The organism is Streptomyces natalensis ATCC 27448 (assembly GCF_000935125.1).
Taxonomy (GTDB): domain Bacteria; phylum Actinomycetota; class Actinomycetes; order Streptomycetales; family Streptomycetaceae; genus Streptomyces; species Streptomyces natalensis.
The window spans coordinates 761551-777721 of the sequence record NZ_JRKI01000061.1; the positions used below are offsets into that span (position 1 = coordinate 761551).

Genomic DNA, 16171 nt, shown 5'->3' on the forward strand with positions numbered 1-16171 from the left:
AAGCATGCCCTGGCCCGCAAGTCGCCACGATTCAAGGCATGGCGACTTCGGGGGCAAGAAGCAGGAATCTTGGCGGCTTGGGGCAGTGGTGGGGAGTTCTGGCTGGGGCCCTGCTGATCGCGGCCTGGATCAACAAGGCAGCCGGGCCAGCAGTGGTGATCGCACTCTCAGCCGTCGTCCTGCTCTGGTGCGCCTTCCAAGCACCGGTCACATGTGGCGCTCCGGTACGAGGGCGCGAGGGCGGCTGCCGTAACAACGCATCGGGCCTCCTCCTGGGCTGCCATATCCGGCAGCACCGCTGGCAGAAGCTCAAGATGCTGATCGTCCGCCGCCAAGTCCGGGCCTTCTGCTCAGGACTGTTCTCGGACGGCAAAGCCACCATCGTCACCCTCGCGGGAATCGGCAGCTTTGCATCAGGGTTGGTCGCACTGGTCCCCGGTCTGGTCATCCACTGACCAACGCGGAAAGGCGCGCGACACAGACACCATGGTCGGCAGCGCCTGATGAACGCGGCCGACGGGGGCGACCGAGCGCGGCAGGGCGTACTACGAGAAGTTCACCAACTGGCTTGCGGAGAACGGGATCACCCAGCACCCCGACCCGTTCGTCGGCCGCCCCGGCCGGTCGGTCGTACTCCTCCCCAAGGCGCTGCAACCGCACGCCGACCGGGTCGACGAAAACGTCCACTCCTTTGCCGGCGCCTGCCAGGGCGACCGCACGGCGCAGGAGGCAGCCAGGAGGGCCTGGCCACCGCCACACCCATGGTGGCCGTCCCGCAGGCCGTCGACGAGTTCGGCAACGCGGACATGCATCTGCGTGACGCGGTCAGCTGCTGCCACGCGGTGCGCCGTACCAACGCCAGTCCGTCCGGCGGGGGCGATCGGGCGTTTCCAGGCGGCCGGTGGCCCACAGCAGGGTTGACCACGGAGTACCGGTGACGGGTACGTCGGGGAAGAGCCGTGCAAGAGCTCGCTCGCTCAAGTCCTGCGGGGGCTCGCACACGCGGTGCACGCCCTGAGCAATGTCGTGGGTGTGGACGAGTGTCTCGACGACGCCCATCGCCGCGAATCCCTCCGGGTCGGAGGCACCGAAGACGTGCGGGGCCAAGCAGGCAGGAGGTGCGGTGTCGACGGCGGTTGCAAGCAGTCCGCCGCAAGCCGCCACGACGGTCAGGAGTCCCTCAGGTCCTGCGTCCTCGTCGCCGAAGATGACATTGGCCGGCCCGTGCGGGCGGTCACGGGAGACGCGCAGTGGCACGCGTGGCACGTTCATCGGCTGCGCGAGACCGAACCGCAGTGCGTAGGTGAGCAGATCGTCCGCGAGGTGTTCCAGGGTCTCCCAGCATGTCCACTGCAGGCTGCCGGCCCTCCCCCGCCATTGGGCCGCGGGGACGCCGGTGAGGGTATCCGCACAGTAGGCGACGGCCTGGCGCACATGGCTCCCGCTCACCAGCATGTGCGGTTCGACGGACTGTGACATGCGGGAAGCCTACAAGGCCAGGCCGACAACACCCCAGGGCCCCGGCTCCCGACTGCGACCCGCGCAGGTCGTGGGCGCGGACAGCTCGTTGACCGGTTCGGCACTGCCACTCCTCACCGATCGAGGGCTGATACCAGCAGTGCCTTTCGCGCAACACAAACGGCTGCTGCGGACTCGGCGGACCGGGGTCTCATGCCCCGTCGGTGTGGCACCTGCCGACGGGTGATCAGGTCGCGGTGACGGCTGACCAGGCAGCGGGACGGGTGGCGGTCAGGCGGCGGTGACGGCTGGTCAGTTGGTGGTTCGGGGGGCTGGGTAGGCAGGGTTCGGGGGCCCGGCAGGCCGGGTTCAGGAGGCCCGGCAGGCCGGGTTCAGGAGGTGGCGTCTCCCAGGTGGGCGCGGTCGGCTGCTTGGTTGCCCGCGTGCCAGCCGGCGGGGTCGTGGAGGCCGCGGAGGCGGACGGGGGCGGTGTTGGGGAAGAGGGATTCGGTGGTTTCTTCCACGGCCAGTTCGCGGGCGGCGAGGACGGGGAGCAGGTCGGGGGCCGGGGAGTCGGTGGTGGCTGCGGTGGTGGCGGCTTCGGTGGCTGTGGTGAGGCGGGTGCGGATGCGGTCGGCGTAGGCGACGAGGAAGGTCTGGCGGAAGTCGCGGGTGCGGCGGGAGCGGCCGCGGGTGAGGGGTGCGTTGTCCTGCCTCTTGCGGGCGGGGGACTCGCCCTTCGTGCGGGCGTGGGCGTCGCCCTTCGTGCGGGCGTGGGCGTCGCCGGCGCGGTGCATGGCGGTGGTGGACTGGAGGAGGAGCGAGGTGTAGAGGAGCTCGGTGGCCTCCAGGTCGGGTGCGAAGCCGATGAGGGTGGAGAAGCCGATGTCGGCGGCCCATACGGCTTGGCAGCGGTTGGCGGTGGCGACGGCGTCCAGGAGGAGGGCCTTGGCCTGTTCGTAGGGGCCCTCGATGCCGATACGGATCGCCGACGGGCCGCCCGCCGCGCCCTGCGGGGAGCCGGCCGCGCTGTCCAGGAGGGCCTCGTCGATGCTGTGCCGGGCCATCAGCTCCTGGGCCTTGGCGGACAGGGCCTCCGCCTCCTCGGCGAAGGTCGTCGCCTCGGCCTTGGCGAGCAGGCCGCGGATGCGTCCGAGGGCGCGGGAGGCGGCGGCGCTGCGGGCGTTCGCGGCGGGGGGTGCGGACGATGGGGGTACCGCCGTGCTCCTTGAGGGCTTGGGGGAGGGCAGCGGGGTGATGCGCGGGACCCGGGCGAGGGCGCGCAGGGCCGCCAGGACGTCGTAGGCGGTTTCGAAGCGGGTGGTGCGGCGGCGCCGGGCCAGGGCGTCGAGGTAGCCGCGGTCGGCCTCCCACCAGACGTCGGCGCCGAGTCGTTGCAGCTGGTCGGCCCAGCGGGGGCCGCGCGGGGTGCGGGTGGCCGGGTTGCGGGCCGCGTCGGCGGCCATGGCGTCCACGGCCAGTTCGGCGCGCGTCGCCCCGTCCGCCTCGCGCCGTAGGAAGCGCTCCAGGTCGGCGGGCTGCCAGCCGCCCGTCCAGCACTGCGCCACGCCCGCCGCGGCGGCCGCGATCACGGCGGCGCTCACCGCCTCCCAGCCTGCGGGGGCCGCGGCCAGCAGGGAGGCCCCCGCCTCGACGGCGTCCTCGGCCGCGGCCCCGTCCGCCGCGTAACGGACCTGGCCGAGGACGTCGGCGACCAGCTCGTCGGCAAGCGGTTGGTCGGCCGCGGGACCGGAATCGGGGTATTCGGTGCTCCGGGTTCGTTCGGTGCGTCCGCCGCGCTCGCGACGTCCGCCACGTCCATCGCGTTCCTCGCGTCCGCTGCTGCCGTTCTCGCCGTGCCTGCTCACCTGGCCAGGGTACGGACGGTGGTCCCGGCGCCGCTCCCCGGAGGCGGGGCGGCGGCCGTGCGCACGCGCCGACGCCCGGCGCGCCGTCTGTGCGGTGCGCCGGGCGTCGGTCGCGGTCGGTCTCCGTGTGCGGTGCGCGGGTGCGTCAGCTCACCGCGCTGCCCGCGACCCACTGGGACCAGGCCATGTTCCAGCCGTTGAGGCCGTTGTCGGGCTGGATGGTGCGGTCGCCGGAGTTGATGACCTTGACGACGTCACCGATGCGGGAGTGCTGGAAGAACCAGGCGCCGTCGGTGGTGGGGTCGCCGGCGCCGCGGACGTCCTGGAGGCCGATGCAGCCGTGGCTGGTGTTGGCGTGGCCGAAGATGCCCTTGCCCCAGTAGTTGCCGTGGATGAAGGTGCCGGACGCCGACAGGCGCATGGCGTGCGGGACGTCGGGGATGTCGTACTCGCCCTTGCCGTTCTTCTTGGCGAAGCCGACCGTGGAGCCGTTCATCCGGGTCTGCTTGAAGCGCTCGGAGATGACCATCTGGCCGTTGTAGGTCGGGTGGTCCTTGGCGCCCGAGGAGATCGGGATGGTGCGGAGGGTGCGGCCGTCGCGGACCACGGTCATGGTGTGGGTCTTGGCGTCGACGGTGCTGATCTGGGAGTGGCCGACGGCGAAGTGGACGGTCTTGTTCTGGACGCCCCAGACGCCGGGGGACGCCTCGACGCCGGTCAGGCCGAGCTTGACGGAGACCTCGGAATTGGGCTTCCAGTACGTACGGGGGCGGAAGTCCAGCCGCTTGTTGCCGAACCAGTGGCCGACGACCTGCTGGTTGCTGCTGGAGGCGACCTCGATCGCGGATTCCACGCGGGTCTTGTTGACCACCGGCTTGTCGAAGTTGATCGACACCGGCATGCCGACGCCGACCGTGGAGCCGTCCTCCGGGGTGAAGTTGCCGACGAAGGTGTGGGGGTCCGGGGAGACGGTGGTGAAGGTGGAGTTCTCCACCGCCTTGCGGCCCTGGTCGTCGACGGCGTGTGCGGTGACCTTGTAGGTCGTGGAGCGGGCCAGCGCGGTGTCCGGCTTCCAGGAGGTGCCGTCGGCGGAGAGGGTGCCGGCGACGGTGGTGCGGGCGTTCACGGAGGTCATGGTGACGTCGGTGAGCTTGCCGCCGCTGACCGTGACCCGGGCATCGCTGTTGACGCCGACGCCGGTCGAGCCGTCGGCGGGGGCGATCTGGATCTGTGCCTGCGAAGCGTCCTGGGCGGCCGCCGCATCGACCTGCTGCGCGTTCTCGTGGCGCGGCGTGGGGGCGCTGGACGCGGTGGGTCCGTTGCCACCGTGGGCGCCGGACGCAGCGGGGCCGCTGTCACCGTGGGCGCCGCCGCACGCCGTGACGGTCAGTACGCCGCCCAGGAGGACGGCGCCGGCGATGAGGCCGGTGCGGCGATTGCTGTGCGTTATCACGCGTTTCTCCATTGCTACCGAACCCAGAACTCCCGACAGCGCTTGCGACAGAACTCCCGATCCGATGGGTCGAGCTTTGGACGTATGTGCTTTATCGACCGTGTGGCACGTCCACGGAAAAGAAAAGGGTTTGTGGGGGATGCCACTCAAAACGGACGTAAAGGGTGCTTATCGGCGCATCGGAGGCCCCCGCAGGGGGGAGGCCGTACGGGAAGCTCTCCTGCGGGGGCCGGGGAGGCGAGACCGGCCGGGTCTCGGCGGGTGGGGTCGGCCGGTCAGGCCTCGGCGGGGGCGTCGTCGGCCAGGTCCCATTCCGCCGCGTCCCATTCGGCGTCCGGGTCGTAGTCGGTCATCTCCTCACTGCTCCAGGAGGCGTGGGCGAGCTCGGTGCCCGGCACCGCCGTGACGAGGTCGAACGGGTCGACGAGGTGGGCCAGCGCCTCCGCGGGGTCCTCCCGGACGGTGTCCAGGGCCTGGCGGCGCTGGTCGTCGGGGAGGGACGGGTCGCCGCCGATGTGGTCGAGGGCGGCGCCGGTCAGCCGGGCGGCGTCGGTCACCTCCATGACCAGCTCCACATGAAGCCGCACAAAACGTGATGTCTCACCATTGCTCATGGGACGGAGGGTAAGCACCCGGGCGCCCGACTTCCCCGCGACCCGCGGCGGTCACTAACATCTGCGGTCAACGGCCCCTACAGCGGCCGATATCGACGGCTCTCGACGGCCCGTCCGCACTGCCGGGTGCACCGGGCCCGCTAGGAGGATCGTGGAGGATCGTTCGGGCTCCGCGCGGCGGCCGCTGCTGACCGCCGTCGCCGCGGCCTCGGTGCTGGGCGCCCTGTGGTTCGTGCCGTCCGCGCATGCGAGCGCGGACGAGGACGGGCCCCCGGCCACCAGTGCGCGGACGGCCCCTGCGGTCCCCCGCGCCGCGGCGGCCGGCGCCGCGGGCGCCACCGGCCCCGGGCTCGCCGCCAGCGGCGGCCCCGATGTCACGCCCTACGCCCTCGGCGGCAGCGTGCTGCTCGCCCTCGGCGCCGGGCTGGTGGCCCACTCCGTCCGCCGGAGCCACGGCGAGGCCACATGAGTCACGGCCGGGCCGTCCGGGCCACGGCGAGGCCGCATGAAGCATGGAGAGGCCCCGTGCGTCACGCCCGGCCCGCATGAGCGACGCCGAGGCGCACGAGCCACCGCGAGGCCGTCCGGGCGACGGCCCCGCGTCCACCTCGGACGGGCCCCGCGTCAGGCCAGCTCGCCGGTGACCGACTCGGCGGCCTCGACCAGCTTCCCGTCCCGTACGAAGGCGTAGGCGCCCTCCAGGTCGGGTGCCAGGAAGCGGTCCTCGCCCGGCCCCTCGATGCCCGCGGCGCGCACCGCGTCGAGCACCGCGAGGGTGGCGGGGGCCGCCGTCAGGCCGTCGCGCATCTCGATGGCGCGGGTGGCGGCGTAGAGCTCGACGGCGACGATGCGGGTGAGGTTGTCGACGGCGGTGCGCAGCTTGCGGGCCGCGGACCAGCCCATGGAGACGTGGTCCTCCTGCATGGCGGAGGACGGGATGGAGTCCACGGAGGCGGGTGCGGCCAGTCGCTTGAGCTCGCTGACCAGGGCTGCCTGGGTGTACTGGGCGATCATCAGGCCCGAGTCGACGCCCGGGTCGCCGGCCAGGAAGGCGGGCAGGCCGTGCGAGCGGTTCTTGTCCAGGAGGCGGTCGGTGCGGCGCTCGGCGATGGAGCCGAGGTCGGCGGCGGCGATGGCCAGGAAGTCCAGGACGTAGGCGACGGGGGCGCCGTGGAAGTTGCCGTTGGACTCGACGCGGCCGTCGGGCAGGACGACGGGGTTGTCGACGGCGGCGGCCAGTTCGCGGTCGGCGACCAGACGGGCGTGGTCGAGGGTGTCGCGGCCGGCGCCGGCGACCTGGGGGGCGCAGCGGATGGAGTAGGCGTCCTGGACGCGCGGGGCGTCGTCCTGGTGGTGGCCGGTGAAGCCGGAACCGGCCAGCACCTTGAGCATGTTGGCGGCCGAGGCGGCCTGGCCCGGGTGCGGGCGGATGGTGTGCAGCTCGGGGGCGAGGACCTTGTCCGTGCCGAGCAGCGCCTCCAGGGAGAGGGCGGCGGTGATGTCGGCGGAGGTGAACAGGCGGGCGAGGTCGGCGCAGGCCATCACGAGCATGCCGAGCATGCCGTCGGTGCCGTTGAGGAGGGCCAGGCCCTCCTTCTCGCGCAGGACGACGGGGGCGATGCCGTGGGCGGCCAGCAGCTCGCCGGAGGGCCGTACGACGCCGTCGGGACCCTCGGCCTCGCCCTCGCCCATCAGGGTCAGCGCGCAGTGCGAGAGGGGGGCGAGGTCGCCGGAGCAGCCGAGGGAGCCGTATTCGTGGACGACGGGCGTGATCCCGGCGTTGAGTATGGCGGCCATGGTCTCGACGACGAGCGGGCGGACGCCGGTGCGGCCCGAGGCGAGGGTCTTCAGGCGCAGGAACATCAGCGCGCGGACGACCTCTCGCTCGACGCGCGGGCCCATGCCGGCGGCGTGCGAGCGCACGATGTTGCGCTGGAGCTGGGCGCGCAGCTCGGGGCTGATGTGGCGGACGGCGAGGGCGCCGAAGCCGGTGGAGACGCCGTAGACGGGTTCGGGTTTGGCGGCGAGGTCGTCGATGAAGGCACGGGAGGCCGCGACGGCCGTGAGCGTCTCTTCGGGCAGCTCGATGCGGGCCGCGCCGCGGGCCACCGCGATGACGTCCTGTGCGGTCGTGCCGGACGTCCCCAGCACCACAGTGTGCATATCCATATTCAGGCACCCTAGAGACTGAATCGCCGGATGTCACCACCGGATCTGTCACTACTGGATTACGGGCCCGCCCCTTACCCGCCGCCTCGCCCGTCGCCTCGGCGCACCCCGCCTCACCTCCTGAACCGCCGGCGTTCGGGACCCTGGCGCGGTTCGGGGGAATCCGCGAGCCGTACGACGGGATCGTCCGGGCCGCCGTGCGCTCCGGCGACCACCGGTTCGCCGGAGCGGGCGGCCTTGGCGCGGTACTGCGCGGCATCCGCGAGCCGGAACAGGCGGCGGGCGGAGTACACCGGGCCGATCGGGTCGCCGGTCGAGGCGACCCCGACCGCGACCCCGTCGCCCAGGTCCAACTCCGCTGCCCGCGCGCACAGTTCGCCCGCCACCTTGACCACTTCCTCGGCCGACGGGCCGACCGCCAGCAGGCAGAACTCGTCGCCGCCGAGCCGGGCCGCGAGGGTGCCGGGCAGTATGGCGCCGCACAGCGAGAGCACCGAGCCGAAGCGCTCCAGCAGCCGGTCGCCGACGGCGTGGCCGCGCGAGTCGTTCACCGCCTTGAGGCCGTTGAGGTCGCACACCACCAGGCTGACCACTGCGCCGTCGCGGCGGTGCAGCTCCAGCGCCTCGTCCAGCCGGCGGTCCACGGCGCGGCGGTTGGCCAGCCCCGTCAGCGCATCGGTGAACGCGAGCCGGCGGGCCTCGGCGAGGCGCTCGGTCTGGGCGATCCCGGCGGCCGCGACGGCGGCGAGGACGGTGGCGAAATCGGCGTCCGGGCGGGCGAAGGCCGGCTCCCCCGGGCGCCGTGCGACATACAGTTCGCCCCAGGCCCGCCCGTCCAGGACGATCGGCGCCACCACGCAGCAGCCGCGGCCCCGGCGGCGCAGCGCGGCCACCCTCTGATGGTTGTAGCGGCCGCCGCCCGCCCGGTCCGATGAACAGGGCTCTTCGGCGCTCTCCACCCACCCTCCCCCAGCTACCGCCGGGAGGTGCCCCCACTCGCCGCCGCCGGCCCACCGCTCGTGCAGGAATCCGACGATCTCGGGGAACTCGTGCACGGGGTAGGACTCGTCCACGGGGAACTCCTGCTCGCCTTCGGCCAGTTCGCCGACGTTGACCAGCACCCGCAGTTTGCCCAGCTCGCGCTCCCACTGGGAGACCGCCGCGAACGAGCCGCCCAGGGCCCGCTGCGCCCCCAGGGCGGCCGCTCGCGCCGACTCGCACGGAGTGTGCGCGGCCGCCATCGCCTGCGCCAGTTCCACCACTGCCCGCAGCCTCGTATCGCCGTCGGCCTCGCGCGTCACCGGATCCTCACATTCCGTAACCGTGAGCACACCCTTGTACTCCAGCGTAGGAATGTTTAACCCTATTCGCGCCTTTCGGGAGGCATTCCAGGCAACCTGCATCGTGGCGAGCCGGGGCCGGGGCCGTCGGTGGCTGCGCCCGGTGGCCCCGGATCACTCCCCCGGCCAGTCCGGGTCCCGCTTCTCGTTGAACGCGGCGACGCCCTCGGCCCGGTCGCCGGAGAAGGCGACGCGCTGCCAGGCGCCGTCCTCCAGCTCCAGCCCCGCGCGCAGGTCGAGGCCGTGCCCCAGGCGCAGGGCCCGCTTCGCGGCGCGCAGTCCGACCGGCGAATTGCGGGCGATCCGGGCCGCCAGCGCCAGCGCCTGGGCCCGGTCCTGTCCGTCGTCGGCCAGCTGGTCCACCAGGCCCAGCCCGACGGCCTCGGCGGCCGGCACCCGGCGCGCGGTGAAGATCAGCTCCGCGGCCCGCGCCGCACCCACCCGGCGCGGCAGCAGCTGGGTGCCCCCGCCGCCGGGGATCACCCCCACCGACACCTCCGGCAGCCCGACCACCGCACTGCCGTCCGCCACGATCAGATCGCAGGCCAGCGCCAGCTCGAAGCCGCCGCCGAGGGCGAAGCCGTGGACGGCGGCGATGGTGGGCACGGGCAGCTCCAGCACCCCGGTGTAGGCGGCGCGGGTGTGCGGCCGCTGGCGCCTGAGGTCGGCGTCCGTGAAGGAGTTGCGCTCCTTGAGGTCGGCGCCCACACAGAACGCCCGCTCATGGGTGGAGGTGAGCACCACGGCCCGTACGGAGCGGTCGCCGGCCAGCTCGGCGCACGCCTGCGCCAGCGCGTCGGCCATCGCCGTGGAGACCGCGTTCATGGCCTTGGGGCGGTCCATGACCAGCTCCGCCACGAAACCGTGCCGCTCGATCCCGACCCAGCCCTCTTCACCGAACCGCTGCATGCGCCCTCCCGGTTAACGACCGTTGACCTCAGTGATCCGGCAGGATCATTTCAGGTACCGGGCGCGGCGAACAGGAGGGGGCTCAGGGCCGGCTCTCCGGCGTCCCCGTCAGCCGCGGCGGCTGAGCAGCCACGGTTCGATGACGCCCAGGCCGCGGACCGGGCGCTGCCACATCGGCTGGAGGGCGAAGCGGTAGGAGGGCGGCGGCTCGCCGGTCCCTTCGTCGGCGGCCTTCTGGGCGGCCGCGGCGTCGGCCTCGGAGACCGGCGCCTCGCCGGTACGGCCCAGTTCCTCGGCGAACGCCTCGTCCACCAGAACGGTGTCCTTGGGCGCTATCGAGGTCAGCCGGCTGGCCAGATTGACGGTGGTGCCGAAGACGTCGCCCATCCGGGTCGTGACCGTGCCGAAGGCGATGCCGACCCGCAACTCCGGCATCGTCTCGTCGTGCGTCATGGTCTCGATCAGCCGCAGTCCGATCTCGGCGGCGATACCCGCGTCATCGGCGGAGAAGAGGACCTCGTCGCCGAGCGTCTTGATCAGCCGGCCGCCGTGGGCCGCCACCAGGTCGGCGCAGGTGGTCTCGAACGCCTCCACCAGCTCGCCCAGTTCCTCCTCCTCCAGGCGGCGGGTCAGCCGGGTGAAGCCCACCAGGTCGGCGAAGCCCACGGCCAGGCGGCGGTCGACCATCTCCGCGTCGTCCTGGGCCTGCACGACCCGGCCGGTGGCCGCGGCCAGCTGGCGCCGCCAGACGTAGACCAGGAACTCCTCCAGCTCGGGCAGGAGCAGCTCGACCAGGGGGTAGGTGATCTCCGTGCGGGTCAGGCCGGTGTCGGCCGGTTCGGTCAGGCCCTCCAGGAAGGAGTCGATCTGCCAGTCGGCGAGGCGGGCGGTGGTCTGGCCGGTGGACCGGGCGACCTGTACGGCCATCGCCTCGCTCAGCAGACCCGCCTCGACCAGACCCGCCAGCCGCCGCAGCGCCAGGACGTCGGCCTCGGTCAGCGCCTTGACCTGGCCGATGTCGGCGAAGCCCATGGCGCGCCAGAAGCGGGCCGCGAGATCCATCGACACACCGGCGGCGCGGGCCGCCTGGAACGGCGTGTAGCGGCGGTCGGCGCCGAGGATGAGTTGTTCGAGGCGGATGGCGAGGGGCCCGTCCGGTGCGGCGGCCGCCTCGTCGTCCGGGCCGGTGTCCTCGTCCCTCGCCGGGGCGGCGCCCGGGTCGTCCGCGGTCACCGCCTGCTCCCTGTCCGGTCCCTGCGCACTGCCCTTCCGATCACTTCTCGCCCGAGGCCCGCTCCCCGGCGGACCGCCCCAACGATACGGCAGGTGTGCTCTGGCTCACTCTCATATGTCACCGCTGACCATGGAAGAAGTGGTGGTGCCCCGGCGCGCCGGGGTGCTCCGGGGGCGGCGCACCTCACCCCGTCTTCCCCGAGTACCCCCCTCCCGCCGCCCGCAGATGCACGATGTCGCCGGCCGCCACCGGCTGCCGGCCGCCGCCCTCGGTGGCCACGATCAGGCGGCCCTCGCCGTCGATGGCCACGGCCTCGCCGAGCAGTTCGGCGTCGCCGGGGAGTTCGGCGCGGACGGTGCGGCCCAGGGTGGCGCAGCCGGCCGCATAGGTCTCCTGGAGGCGGCTGGCGGCGGGGTCACCGATGGCGTCCTGCCACCTGGCGTACCAGTCCTCCAGGGAGCGCAGGACGGCGCGCAGCAGGGGGTCGCGGTCGGTGCCGCGGGCGCCGGCCAGCGCGAGGGAGCCGGCGGTGGGGACGGGGAGTTCGTCGGCGCGCAGGGAGACGTTCAGGCCGATGCCGATGACGACGCCGTCACCTGCGCGTTCGGCGAGGATGCCGCCGGTTTTGCGTTCCTCGCCGTCGACCGTGACCAGGAGGTCGTTGGGCCACTTGAGGAGGGTGTCGACGCCGGCGCTGCGGGCCAGGGCGGCGGCGGTGGCCACTCCGGTCAGCAGCGGCAGCCAGCCCCAGCGCGCCATCGGGACGCGGGGGGTGAGATAGACGGAGAAGAAGAGCCCGGAGCGGGGCGGCGCCGACCAGCGGCGGTCGAGGCGGCCGCGGCCGGCCGACTGTTCCTCGGCGACCAGGACGGCACCCTCGGTGACCTCGCCCTTCGCGGCGCGGGCGGCGAGGTCGCTGTTGGTGGAGCCGGTGGCGGCGACGACGTCGAGGGAGGTCCACAGCGACCCGGGGTGCACCAGGGCCCGGCGCAGCGCCGGTCCGCTCAGCGGCGGGCGGTCCAGATCGGACCAGCGGCCTGCGTCTTTGTCCTGGTTTCCCGGTGGTTGAGGCGTCATGGGGCCAGCCTAGGTGTGGTCAACGACGCAGTGCCGCAGAGCAGTCCCGCCGATACGCTACGAGTCGGTAGCCACACCCGTACGACACGCGGACCGCATGCGTACGGGACCCGTACCACCCCTCAGTACGAGCACCAGTCCAGGACGAGCAGGAGCCGCATCCCGATGTCCGAACCGGAAGCAACCGCTTTGAACACTTCAGGCAGCAACACCACCGCGGGCAAACTGGCGGATCTTCAGCGACGGGTCGAAGAGGCCACGCATGCCGGTTCCGCCCGCGCGGTGGAAAAGCAGCATGCGAAGGGGAAGCTGACGGCGCGTGAGCGCATCGGTCTGCTGCTGGACGAGGGCTCGTTCGTCGAGCTCGACGAGTTCGCGCGGCACCGCTCCACCGACTTCGGCATGGAGCAGAACCGGCCGTACGGCGACGGTGTGGTCACGGGCTACGGCACGGTCGACGGCCGCCCGGTGGCGGTCTTCTCCCAGGACTTCACGGTCTTCGGCGGTGCGCTCGGCGGTGTCTTCGGCGAGAAGATCGTCAAGGTCATGGACTTCGCGCTGAAGAACGGCTGCCCGGTGATCGGCATCAACGACTCCGGCGGCGCCCGTATCCAGGAGGGCGTGGTCTCGCTCGGCGCGTACGGCGAGATCTTCCGCCGTAACACCCATGCCTCCGGCGTGATCCCGCAGATCTCGCTGATCGTCGGTCCGTGTGCGGGCGGCGCGGTCTACTCCCCCGCCATCACGGACTTCACGGTCATGGTCGACCAGACCTCGCACATGTTCATCACCGGACCCGACGTCATCAAGACCGTCACCGGCGAGGACGTCGGCTTCGAGGAGCTGGGCGGCGCGCGGACGCACAACACCACCTCCGGTGTGGCCCACCACATGGCGGGCGACGAGAAGGACGCCGTCGAGTACGTCAAGGCGCTGCTGTCCTACCTGCCGTCCAACAATCTCTCCGAGCCGCCGTCCTTCCCCGAGGAGGCGGACCTGGAGACCTCGGACCACGACCGCGAGCTGGACGTTCTGATCCCGGACTCCGCGAACCAGCCCTACGACATGCACACCGCGATCGAGCATGTGCTGGACGACGGCGAGTTCCTGGAGACCCAGGCGCTGTTCGCGCCGAACATCCTCACCGGCTACGGACGGGTCGAGGGCCACTCGGTGGGCATCGTCGCCAACCAGCCGATGCAGTTCGCCGGCATCCTCGACATCAAGGCGTCCGAGAAGGCCGCCCGCTTCGTGCGCACCTGCGACGCGTACAACATCCCGGTCGTCACCTTCGTGGACGTCCCGGGCTTCCTGCCGGGCACGGACCAGGAGTACGACGGCATCATCCGGCGCGGCGCCAAGCTGATCTACGCCTACGCCGAGGCGACCGTCCCGCTGATCACGGTCATCACCCGCAAGGCGTTCGGCGGCGCGTACGACGTCATGGGCTCCAAGCACCTGGGCGCCGACCTCAACCTGGCCTGGCCGACCGCGCAGATCGCCGTCATGGGCGCGCAGGGTGCGGTCAACATCCTGCACCGCCGCACCCTCGCCGCGATCGAGGACCCGGCGGAGCAGGAGGCCCGGCGCCAGGAGCTGATCCAGGAGTACGAGAACACGCTGCTCAACCCGTACATCGCGGCCGAGCGCGGCTATGTCGACGCGGTGATCATGCCGTCCGAGACGCGGCGCCACATCGTCCGCGGGCTGCGCACGCTGCGCAACAAGCGCGAGGCGCTGCCGCCGAAGAAGCACGGCAACATTCCGCTCTGACCCACAGCCCCCGAGGAGGTCGTTCGCTGATGATCAAGGTCGTACGGGGCAACCCGACCCCGGAGGAGCTGGCCGCCGCACTGGCGGTGGTACAGGCCCGAGCGGCGGCCGCCGCTGCCGTCGTGCCGGGAGGACCGGAACGCGGCAACGAATGGTCGGACCCGGCCTCCACGGTCCCGGCCCGCCGGGTGCCGCACCCGGGGCCGCGGGCGTGGCGGACCAGTTTCTGGCCGCACTAGGCGAGCCGGGGCAGGAGCCGTTGCCGGTTGCCGTTCACGGGGTGTGACGCATCTCGCACCCCCGCCGGCCCCCGACGGATCGGTGCATCGTGCACTGACTAGTCCTTCGGACGGTGGCGCCTGAGTACGCGTACTCAGGCGCCACCGCCACGACGGGCGCAGCATCGGTCGCATGCTGTGGTCCGATCCGCCCGATGAGCCGCCCGAGGAGCTGCGCGAAGCGCAGAACAAGCTCCGCCGGATGGGCGTCGTGCTGGCCACGGCCACCGTGGTGCTGACGTTCCTCCTCGTCTGGCGGTGAGGCGCCGCCCGGCGGCACACGCGGCCTTCCGGCGCTAAACGCAACCTTTGTCCCTCTCGTCGCATCTTTACCTCCCGAAGAGCGCAATTCGGGTGGGCGGGTGGTATTTCGATCCGTGGCACCCCTGGGGAGTGGGAGTGCGACGCGATGAACCGACCGCTGCGGCACATAGCCGTCTTCTGCGGGGTGCTGGTCCTCGCGCTGCTGGTGCGGGTGACCTGGGTCCAGTTCGTCACCGGCGACAAGCTCGCCAATGACCCGAACAACCGCCGGGTCAAGATCGAGGCGTACTCCTATCCCCGCGGCAACATCATCGTCGGCGGCAGACCGGTCACCGGATCGGCGGCCACCGACGGCGACTTCAAGTACAAGCGGACCTACAAGAACGGTCCGATGTACGCGCCGATCACCGGCTACGCCTCGCAGGCGCAGGGCGAGAGCATGCTGGAGGGCGTCTACAAGAAGATCCTCAGCGGCAAGGACGACCGGCTCTTCTTCAACCGCGCCAAGGCCGTGCTGACCGGGGAGAAGCCGCGCGGCGGCGATGTGATCACCACCATCGACGAGAAGGCGCAGAAGGCCGCCTACAAGGGCCTGACCGATCTGCACGCCCGCGGCGCGGTGGTCGCCCTCGACCCGCGCAGCGGCAAGATCCTCGCGCTGGCCAGCACGCCGTCCTACGATCCGTCGTCCTTCGCCGGGCTGAGCCTGGCCGAGAGCCGCAAGTACCAGGCGCTGGACGCCGACAAGAGCAAGCCGATGAACAACCGGGCGCTGCGCGAGATCTACCCGCCCGGCTCCACCTTCAAGATCCTCACCGCGGCCGCGGCCCTGGAGCACGGCACGGTCACCGACATCAACGCCTCCTCCGGCGCCCCCGCCCCGTACACCCTTCCCCAGACCCGCACCCAGGTCGGCAACGACGTGGCCGGCGCGCCCTGCGACAAGGCGTCGCTGAAGACCGGGATGCAGTGGTCGTGCAACAACGTCTTCCTGGACGCGGCCCACAGGCTGGGGACGGACAAGATGCGCGAGACGGCCGAGAAGTTCGGCTTCAACAAGGAGCAGTTCATCCCCGTGCGGGCGAACGCCGGCGGCTATCCCGCCAAGCTCGACCAGCCGCAGACCGCGCTGACCGGTATGGGTCAGGGCAGTGTGACCAGCACGCCGCTCCAGATGGCCATGGTCGTCGCCGGGATCGCCAACAACGGCAAGGTGATGAAGCCGTATCTGGTCGACGAGCTCCAGGGCCCGGGGATGACCACCATCGAGAAGGCCAAGCCGGCGCCGCTGCACCCCGACGACCCGCAGGCCGTCTCCGCGGACACCGCCAAGAAGGTGCAGGAGATGATGGAGTACACCGTCTCGGACGGCACCGCGGACAAGGCGGCGATCGACGGGGTGACGGTCGGCGGCAAGACCGGCACCGCCCAGCACGGCGCCAACGTCAACGACGAGCGGCCCTATGCCTGGTTCGTCTCCTACGCCAAGCAGGCCGACGGCTCCTCCCCGGTCGCGGTGGCCGTCTTCGTCGATCCCAAGGACATGGACATCCCCCGTTCGGAGATCGCCGGCGGCAAGCTGGGCGGCCCGATCGCCAAGTCGGTGATGGAGGCGGTGCTGCGGAAGTAGCCGGGAGGGGCGCGGGCGGGGCGGGCGCGGGCCGGGTGGCCGCGGGCCGGGTGGCCGCGGGCCGGTGCCGGGTGCCGGGCGGAGCCCCGCGCACCGCCCGCCGC

Annotated in this window: 15 protein-coding genes and 1 pseudogene; 7 read left to right on the forward strand and 9 right to left on the reverse strand. The window is 72.1% G+C overall.

Features of this window, described 5'->3' with window-relative positions; translation table 11 throughout:
* Window positions 1-38 precede the first annotated feature (38 nt).
* Both SNA_RS34085 and SNA_RS40790 read left to right on the forward strand, forming a co-directional pair.
* Window positions 39-455 carry a hypothetical protein gene (locus SNA_RS34085; RefSeq protein ID WP_030066890.1) on the forward strand — a complete coding sequence of 139 codons (417 nt, stop codon included), beginning with the start codon at window positions 39-41 and terminating at the stop codon, window positions 453-455.
* A gap of 70 nt (window positions 456-525) precedes the next feature.
* A pseudogene (locus SNA_RS40790) lies at window positions 526-809 on the forward strand (hypothetical protein); the annotation flags it as partial.
* A gap of 16 nt (window positions 810-825) precedes the next feature.
* Here SNA_RS40790 and SNA_RS34090 read toward each other — a convergent pair.
* The 4 genes from SNA_RS34090 to SNA_RS34105 form a co-directional block, all read right to left on the reverse strand.
* Entirely contained in the window at window positions 826-1479 is a 654-nt protein-coding gene (locus SNA_RS34090; RefSeq protein WP_030066888.1) for a maleylpyruvate isomerase N-terminal domain-containing protein, read from the reverse strand.
* 371 nt (window positions 1480-1850) lie between these two features.
* Window positions 1851-3326 (reverse strand): DUF2786 domain-containing protein, encoded by a 1476-nt coding sequence (locus SNA_RS34095; RefSeq protein ID WP_078970379.1) that lies wholly within the window; start codon window positions 3324-3326, stop codon window positions 1851-1853.
* A 145-nt stretch (window positions 3327-3471) separates the two neighbouring features.
* The gene (locus tag SNA_RS34100; RefSeq protein ID WP_037790664.1) at window positions 3472-4776 is read right to left on the reverse strand and encodes a L,D-transpeptidase; all 1305 of its coding nucleotides are present in this window, start codon (window positions 4774-4776) and stop codon (window positions 3472-3474) included.
* 278 nt (window positions 4777-5054) lie between these two features.
* Entirely contained in the window at window positions 5055-5393 is a 339-nt protein-coding gene (locus SNA_RS34105) for a hypothetical protein (protein ID WP_030066884.1), read from the reverse strand.
* A 151-nt stretch (window positions 5394-5544) separates the two neighbouring features.
* Between SNA_RS34105 and SNA_RS34110 the strand changes: the two genes are divergently transcribed.
* Window positions 5545-5862, forward strand: coding sequence for a hypothetical protein (locus tag SNA_RS34110; protein WP_030066883.1), 318 nt, complete (start codon window positions 5545-5547; stop codon window positions 5860-5862).
* 155 nt (window positions 5863-6017) lie between these two features.
* Here the strand turns inward: SNA_RS34110 and hutH are convergent, their stop codons facing one another.
* The 5 genes from hutH to SNA_RS34135 form a co-directional block, all read right to left on the reverse strand.
* Complete coding sequence (gene hutH, locus SNA_RS34115; RefSeq protein WP_037790573.1) at window positions 6018-7562, reverse strand: histidine ammonia-lyase; 1545 nt, start codon at window positions 7560-7562, stop codon at window positions 6018-6020.
* Window positions 7563-7675: 113 nt separating this feature from the next.
* Window positions 7676-8803: a GGDEF domain-containing protein gene (locus SNA_RS34120; RefSeq protein WP_044368398.1), complete on the reverse strand. Its 1128-nt coding sequence runs from the start codon at window positions 8801-8803 to the stop codon at window positions 7676-7678.
* Window positions 8804-9016: 213 nt separating this feature from the next.
* The gene (locus SNA_RS34125; protein WP_030066879.1) at window positions 9017-9811 is read right to left on the reverse strand and encodes an enoyl-CoA hydratase/isomerase family protein; all 795 of its coding nucleotides are present in this window, start codon (window positions 9809-9811) and stop codon (window positions 9017-9019) included.
* A gap of 108 nt (window positions 9812-9919) precedes the next feature.
* Entirely contained in the window at window positions 9920-11044 is a 1125-nt protein-coding gene (locus SNA_RS34130) for an adenylate/guanylate cyclase domain-containing protein (protein ID WP_044368159.1), read from the reverse strand.
* Window positions 11045-11228: 184 nt separating this feature from the next.
* Window positions 11229-12122, reverse strand: coding sequence for a biotin--[acetyl-CoA-carboxylase] ligase (locus tag SNA_RS34135; protein WP_044368161.1), 894 nt, complete (start codon window positions 12120-12122; stop codon window positions 11229-11231).
* A 165-nt stretch (window positions 12123-12287) separates the two neighbouring features.
* On the opposite strand from SNA_RS34135, the gene SNA_RS34140 reads away from it, so the two are divergent.
* From SNA_RS34140 to SNA_RS34150, 4 genes are all read left to right on the forward strand, one after another.
* Entirely contained in the window at window positions 12288-13895 is a 1608-nt protein-coding gene (locus SNA_RS34140; protein WP_030066875.1) for an acyl-CoA carboxylase subunit beta, read from the forward strand.
* Window positions 13896-13924: 29 nt separating this feature from the next.
* Window positions 13925-14134 (forward strand): acyl-CoA carboxylase subunit epsilon, encoded by a 210-nt coding sequence (locus tag SNA_RS34145; RefSeq protein WP_044368163.1) that lies wholly within the window; start codon window positions 13925-13927, stop codon window positions 14132-14134.
* A 172-nt stretch (window positions 14135-14306) separates the two neighbouring features.
* A complete protein-coding gene (mmpB, locus tag SNA_RS44885) occupies window positions 14307-14435 on the forward strand; it encodes a morphogenic membrane protein MmpB (RefSeq protein WP_275042039.1) in 129 nt (42 codons plus the stop codon).
* 147 nt (window positions 14436-14582) lie between these two features.
* The gene (locus tag SNA_RS34150) at window positions 14583-16067 is read left to right on the forward strand and encodes a peptidoglycan D,D-transpeptidase FtsI family protein (protein ID WP_030066874.1); all 1485 of its coding nucleotides are present in this window, start codon (window positions 14583-14585) and stop codon (window positions 16065-16067) included.
* Window positions 16068-16171 lie beyond the last annotated feature (104 nt).